General features: G+C 60.4%; 5 protein-coding genes. 3 read left to right on the top strand and 2 right to left on the bottom strand.

All coding sequences use genetic code 11. The features are described 5' to 3' along the window. Positions 1-59 precede the first annotated feature (59 nt). Positions 60-1169, bottom strand: coding sequence for an ABC transporter ATP-binding protein (locus ACW9JC_RS28325; protein WP_457459170.1), 1110 nt, complete (start codon positions 1167-1169; stop codon positions 60-62). Next, a complete protein-coding gene (gene argF / locus ACW9JC_RS28320) occupies positions 1166-2086 on the bottom strand; it encodes an ornithine carbamoyltransferase (RefSeq protein ID WP_457459168.1) in 921 nt (306 codons plus the stop codon). Before argF ends, ACW9JC_RS28325 begins: the two co-directional genes overlap by 4 nt. A 406-nt stretch (positions 2087-2492) precedes the next feature. On the opposite strand from argF, the gene ACW9JC_RS28315 reads away from it, so the two are divergent. The 3 genes from ACW9JC_RS28315 to grxD all read left to right on the top strand — a co-directional run bounded on the left by ACW9JC_RS28315 (position 2493) and on the right by grxD (position 5463). Next, positions 2493-2783, top strand: a complete 291-nt coding sequence (locus tag ACW9JC_RS28315) for a hypothetical protein (protein ID WP_416126292.1) — start codon at positions 2493-2495, stop codon at positions 2781-2783. A 135-nt stretch (positions 2784-2918) separates the two neighbouring features. Continuing rightward, a complete protein-coding gene (locus ACW9JC_RS28310) occupies positions 2919-5024 on the top strand; it encodes a molybdopterin oxidoreductase family protein (RefSeq protein WP_457459166.1) in 2106 nt (701 codons plus the stop codon). Between the two features lie 97 nt (positions 5025-5121). Next, positions 5122-5463: a Grx4 family monothiol glutaredoxin gene (gene grxD / locus ACW9JC_RS28305; RefSeq protein ID WP_457459164.1), complete on the top strand. Its 342-nt coding sequence runs from the start codon at positions 5122-5124 to the stop codon at positions 5461-5463. Positions 5464-5534 lie beyond the last annotated feature (71 nt).

Genomic DNA, 5534 nt, shown 5'->3' with positions numbered 1-5534 from the left:
TGATGGAGCGATAGTCGAGATACAAGGAGCTGCCGAAGGCTGCGATCTTTTGATCCGTGTCAGTGAGCGGTGCTGTGCCGCCGAACCCCCGATTCAACCACCGGAATCTGCGCCGCCATGCTGCCGGATGCCTGGAACAACACCAGATGTTCCGCCGCAACACGAATGCCAACCTCGGCGCCGATCTGATGATCGACATGGCTCGGGAAGATCGATTCCAGCTGCGCACCGGTCGGCAGTTGCAGGCGATACAGCGTCGACGCGCCCTGGAACGACTTGCCGACGATCCGCGCTTTTAACGCGCTGTCTGGCGCATAAACGATATCGTCCGGACGCAACAACACATCCACCGCACCACCGACCGGCCAGGTGTAGGCGCGGTTGCCGCGCAACTCTCCGAGTTCGGTCTGCACCGACTCCGGGCTGCTCAACTGGCCACGAATGAAGTAACCCTGGCCGATGAAGCTGGCCACGTACGGCGTCAGCGGTTCGTGATAGAGGTTGTAGGGCGTATCCCACTGTTCCAGTCGGCCTTCCTTGAACACGCCGACGTGATCGCTGACGGCGAAGGCTTCTTCCTGATCGTGGGTCACCAGAATCGCGCTGGTGCCGCGAGCCTTGAGAATGTCGCGCACTTCATGGCTGAGCTTGCGGCGCAACTCGCCATCGAGGTTGGAGAACGGTTCGTCGAGCAGCAGCAATTGCGGCTCCGGCGCCAGGGCGCGGGCCAGGGCAACACGCTGCTGCTGGCCGCCGGAAAGCTCATGGGGGAAGCGCTTGCCGAGGCCTTTGAGGTTGACCAGCTCCAGCAACTCTTCGGTCACGCGATCCTTTTGCGGATGCTTGCGAATGCCGAAGGCGATGTTGTCGGCCACGCTCAAATGCGGAAACAGCGCGTAGTCCTGGAACACCATGCCGATCCGGCGTTTCTCCGGCGCGAGGGTGAAACCGGCGCTGGAAATGGTCTCGCCGGCCAACTGGATATCACCTTCGTGCACCGGTTCGAAACCGGCAATGGCTCGCAGGGTGGTGGTCTTGCCGCAACCGGAGGAACCGAGCAGGCAACCGATGTCGCCGGCGTTCAAATGCAGGTTGAGGTTCTGCACCACGCGCTGGTCTTGATAGCCGCAGGCGAGGTTGCGCAGGTTTAGCAGTAATGGCTGGCTCATGCGTGGTGGTACGCCGGCTCGACGAGAAATTCGAGCAGGGCCTTTTGTGCGTGAAGACGGTTTTCAGCTTGATCCCAGGCCACGGAGCGCGAGTCGTCGAGCAGGTCGATGCTGATCTCTTCGCCGCGGTGGGCCGGCAGGCAATGCATGAACAGCACGTCGCTGGCGGCCAGATCGAGCAGCGCCCGATTGACCTGATACGGGGCGAACAACTTCAAGCGCTTGGCGGTTTCTTCTTCCTGGCCCATGGAGGTCCAGACGTCGGTGCTCACCAGGTGGGCGCCGCGCACGGCATCCTTCGGATCGCGCACGATGGTGACGCGGTCACCGGCCTTGGCCACGAATTCCGGGTTCGGCTCGTAACCTTCCGGGCAGGCGATGCGCAACTGGAAGTCGAACTGGGTGGCCGCTTCTATATAGCTGTTGCACATGTTGTTGCCGTCGCCGATCCAGGCCACGGTCTTGCCCTGGATGGAGCCGCGGTGCTCGAGGAAGGTTTGCATGTCGGCCAGCAACTGGCACGGGTGCAAATCATCGGACAGGCCGTTGATTACCGGCACGCGCGAGTTGGCGGCAAATTCGGTCAAATTGCTGTGGGCAAAGGTTCGGATCATCACCGCGTCGAGCATGCTCGACATGACAATCGCGCAGTCGCCGATCGGCTCGCCACGGCCCAGTTGGGTATCACGCGGCGACAGGAAAATAGCCTGGCCGCCGAGCTGGATCATGCCGGCTTCGAAGGAAATGCGGGTGCGGGTCGAAGACTTCTCGAAGATCATCCCGAGCACGCGGTTTTTCAGGGGCTCGAACAGTACGCCGCGGTTACGCAGGTCTTTGAGCTCAACGCCTCGACGGATCACGCTGACCAGCTCTTCGGGCGTGCAATCCATCAGGGAGAGAAAGTGCCTTGCGCTCATCATTGACTACCTTTTTGCTACAAACCGCAGATGCTCAAAGCCTTGTTTAACGGAACAACGGGCGAGACCTGCGGCGTAAGCCGCACGGGGCGACGAAATAGGGGAAGGCGCGATCTTATAATTAAATGTCGCGTCTTACCAATAGGGCTACGGTTTTTAGGGGATTTCAGAGGGGCTACGGGATAACCGCAGTAGCGCTTTTGAAGCCTGTTTCCTGACAGCAGCCAGGCATTTGTACACTGCGCCTGCTCAGCTTGGCAATCAGGCGGGGCGGCGGCGGTGCGCTGGTGGTCGGTTTCCGACTGGTTGTTCGCGGGCCTCATACGCGCGCGTCTGGTCCGAAACATTTGCTAATGCAAAGTGCTGGGTTATAAATAAATCACCAGCGACGCAGGAAGCCACCGCGATGGAATCGAAAGAACAACAGCTAATGGAATTGCTCGGCCTCACGGCCCGCTCCCTGACTCACCTGACCGCCTCCATGACGTCGATGTCCTTCGAATTGCTGCGCAGCAGCGACCCGGTGACGCGGGACGCCGGTCGCCGCATGATCGACCGCATGGCCACCATCAGCACCGGGCTGGATGAGCACTGGCGGTTGATTGGCGAACTGACCGGCGTGCATGTCGCTCACGAGCAGATCGAAACCATCCAGGAAATCCAGTTGCAGGCGCCACCCAGACTTCCGGCGAGCTGATCGACGCGGCTAAATCGGCTGGCCTGATGGTCATCGATTCACAAGACGAACGTCGCTGGCGCGGTGGCCGGGCTGGCGCCATAGTTTTGTCCCCGCGGTCGATATTGCCCGCCCAGAACAAAACAGAGACTGGCCATGACCAAGACTCTCCATCACCGTGCGTGCCACCTGTGTGAAGCCATCTGCGGCCTGACCATCGAAACCACCGAACTCGAAGGCAGTGTGCAAATCACTTCGATCAAGGGCGACCCTCTGGACACATTCAGTCGCGGGCACATCTGCCCGAAGGCTGTCGCCCTGCAAGACATCCAGAACGATCCGGATCGCCTGCATCAGCCGATGCGCCGCGTTGGCAGCGAGTGGCAACCCATCGAGTGGGAAGACGCCTTCAACCTTGTCGCCGAACGCCTGGCGGCGATCCAGGAGCGTCACGGGCAAAACTCGGTGGCGGTCTATCAAGGCAACCCCAGCGTGCACAACTATGGGTTGATGACCCACAGCAATTACTTTCTCGGCCTGCTGAAAACCCGCAACCGGTTTTCCGCGACCTCGGTCGACCAATTGCCCCATCACCTGACCAGTCATTTGATGTACGGCCACGGTTTGCTGCTGCCGATCCCGGACATTGATCACACCGACTTCATGCTGATCCTCGGCGGCAACCCGCTCGCGTCCAACGGCAGCATCATGACCGTGCCAGACGTGGAAAAGCGCTTGAAAGCCATTCAGGCTCGCGGCGGCAAAGTGGTGGTGGTCGACCCGCGTCGCAGCGAAACGGCGGCGATTGCCGATCAGCACCTGTTCGTGCGTCCCGGTGGCGATGCAGCATTGTTGTTTGGGCTGCTCAATACGTTATTCGCTGAAGGCCTGACCCGCGACAGTCATTTGCCGGTTGATGGTCTGGATGACGTGCGCGAGGCCATCGCGACGTTCACTGCCGAGGCCATGAGCCCGTTGTGCGCGGTGCCGGTCGAACAGATCCGTCAACTGGCGCGGGATTTTGCCGCAGCGCCACGCGCGGTTTGCTACGGCCGCATGGGCGTCTCGACCCAGGCGTTCGGCACGTTGTGCCATTGGCTGGTGCAATTGATCAACCTGGTGACCGGCAACCTCGACCGCGAGGGCGGCGCGTTGTGCACCGAACCGGCGGTGGACCTGGTGGCCTCGACGTCGGGCGGGCATTTCAATCTGTGGCAGAGCCGGGTGTCCGGGCGCCCCGAATATGCGGGCGAGTTGCCAGTGTCGGCGCTGGCCGAAGAGATGCTGACCGAAGGGGAAGGGCAGGTTCGAGCGTTGATCACCGTAGCCGGCAATCCGGTGCTGTCCACACCGAACGGGCGTCAACTGGAGCAAGCGCTGGACGGCCTGGAGTTCATGGTCAGTGTCGACTTGTACATCAACGAAACCACGCGATACGCCGACCTGATCCTGCCGTCCACCTCGGCGCTGGAAAACGATCACTACGACACCACGTTCAACATGTTTGCGGTGCGCAACGTCAGCCGTTTCAACCGCGCGATTCTCGCCAAGCCCGAAGGTGCGTTGCACGACTGGGAAATTTTCGTCGGGCTGGCCAAGGCGTTTGCGGCGAAAACCGGCAAGGAGCTGAAACCGACCATTGCTCCGGCGCAGATGATCGATCGCGGCTTGCGCATGGGGTTGTATGGCGATGCTTCCGAACACCAATTGTCATTGGCGACTTTGTTTGATCATCCTCATGGGGTTGATCTGGGGGCGTTGAAACCTAATCTGGCGCCACGCCTGAAAACCGCCAACCAGCGAGTTCAGGCCGCGCCTGCCGCGATCCTTGCCGACCTGGCGCGCTTCGCGGCATTGCAGGCCCCGGCCGCTGATGAGCTGCTGATGATCGGCCGCCGTCATGTACGCAGCAACAATTCGTGGATGCACAACTACCATCGCCTGGTGAAGGGCAAGCCGCGCCATCAGTTGTTGATGAACCCGGAGGACCTGGCCAGTCGTGGCTTGAATGATGGCCAGCGTGTGCGGGTCAGTTCGCGGGTTGGTGTCATCGAAGTGGAAGTACTCGGCAGCCCGGATATGATGAAAGGAGTGGTCAGCCTTCCGCACGGTTGGGGTCATGCGCGACCGGGTGTGCAAATGAAGATTGCCAGTGGCCAGCCGGGTTCCAGCGCCAATGACCTGACCGACGAGTGTCAGCTCGACGAATTGTCGGGAAATGCGGCGTTGAACGGCGTGCCAGTGACCGTGGCAGCGGCTTGATCGTATCTGACGGAGAGACCGAGCATGGCGCTCGGCTTTCCGTTACAATGCGCCACCGTGCCGACCCATGAGTCGGAAAGTTCAGCCGAGGTGCTCCATGGATATCATCGAAACGATTAAAGAGCAGATTGCCAACAACACCATTCTGCTTTACATGAAAGGCTCGCCGAATGCCCCGCAGTGCGGCTTCTCCGCTAAAGCCTCACAGGCCGTGATGGCATGTGGTGAAAAGTTTGCGTACGTGGACATCCTGCAGAACCCGGAAATCCGCGCCAACCTGCCAAAATACGCCAACTGGCCAACCTTCCCGCAACTGTGGGTCGGTGGTGAGCTGGTCGGCGGTAGCGACATCATGATCGAGATGGCTGCAGACGGTTCGCTGCAAACCACCATCAAGGCTGCTGTCGAAGCCGCTGCTGCCAACAAGACTGAAGCTTAAATCGATTGGCTCCTTGAGGAGCTGTCGAGTGAAACGAGGCTGCGATCCTTGATCTCCAGCCACTAAAAAGC

This window comes from Pseudomonas sp. SDO5591_S426, assembly GCF_054070755.1.
The sequence above is the reverse complement of the archived record's forward strand: the minus strand, read 5'-3'. Positions and strand labels throughout refer to the sequence as shown.

Bases quoted from the DNA above. Each gene is read 5' to 3' on its own strand.
- ACW9JC_RS28325 (WP_457459170.1), bottom strand. From the start codon at position 1,169: ATGAGCCAGCCATTACTGCTAAACCTGCGCAACCTCGCCTGCGGCTAT.
- ACW9JC_RS28315 (WP_416126292.1), top strand. From the start codon at position 2,493: ATGGAATCGAAAGAACAACAGCTAATGGAATTGCTCGGCCTCACGGCC.
- ACW9JC_RS28310 (WP_457459166.1), top strand. From the start codon at position 2,919: ATGACCAAGACTCTCCATCACCGTGCGTGCCACCTGTGTGAAGCCATC.
- grxD (WP_457459164.1), top strand. From the start codon at position 5,122: ATGGATATCATCGAAACGATTAAAGAGCAGATTGCCAACAACACCATT.
- argF (WP_457459168.1), bottom strand. From the start codon at position 2,086: ATGAGCGCAAGGCACTTTCTCTCCCTGATGGATTGCACGCCCGAAGAG.